This is a genomic window from Staphylococcus sp. HMSC035D11 (assembly GCF_001836075.1).
Lineage (GTDB): Bacteria > Bacillota > Bacilli > Staphylococcales > Staphylococcaceae > Staphylococcus > Staphylococcus hominis.
Genome location: NZ_KV827284.1, coordinates 1 through 510, shown reverse-complemented (window position 1 = coordinate 510; position 510 = coordinate 1). Strand labels below are relative to the sequence as shown.

Here is a 510-nt window from a genome sequence, read left to right as displayed (position 1 = left end):
AGGCGCTCTCCCAGCTGAGCTAAGCCCCCATAATAAATTTTAAATTTCCTATCGGGAAGACAGGATTCGAACCTGCGACCCCTTGGTCCCAAACCAAGTGCTCTACCAAGCTGAGCTACTTCCCGTAAGAGAACGCGCCCGATAGGAGTCGAACCCATAACCTTTTGATCCGTAGTCAAACGCTCTATCCAATTGAGCTACGGGCGCAAAATAATAATGCCGAGGACCGGAATCGAACCGGTACGGTGATCTCTCACCGCAGGATTTTAAGTCCTGTGCGTCTGCCAGTTCCGCCACCCCGGCAAAATAATGGAGCGGAAGACGGGATTCGAACCCGCGACCCCCACCTTGGCAAGGTGGTGTTCTACCACTGAACTACTTCCGCATATGCGGGTGAAGGGAGTCGAACCCCCACGCCGTAAGGCGCTAGATCCTAAGTCTAGTGCGTCTGCCAATTCCGCCACACCCGCGTATACATGTGAGCCATAGAGGATTCGAACCTCTGACCCT

General features: G+C 53.7%; 6 tRNA genes (1 of these 6 only partly in view). All 6 read right to left on the bottom strand.

The annotated features are described in order from the left end of the window. Positions 1-29, bottom strand: a tRNA-Ser gene (locus HMPREF2647_RS11390) (it extends 127 nt beyond the left edge of the window). Between the two features lie 22 nt (positions 30-51). Beyond that, positions 52-125 (bottom strand) — tRNA-Pro (locus HMPREF2647_RS09915). 8 nt (positions 126-133) lie between these two features. Continuing rightward, positions 134-207, bottom strand: a tRNA-Arg gene (locus HMPREF2647_RS09910). Between the two features lie 10 nt (positions 208-217). Further along, a tRNA-Leu gene (locus HMPREF2647_RS09905) sits at positions 218-303 on the bottom strand. 7 nt (positions 304-310) lie between these two features. After that, a tRNA-Gly gene (locus tag HMPREF2647_RS09900) sits at positions 311-385 on the bottom strand. Between the two features lie 3 nt (positions 386-388). Next, a tRNA-Leu gene (locus HMPREF2647_RS09895) sits at positions 389-470 on the bottom strand. Positions 471-510 lie beyond the last annotated feature (40 nt).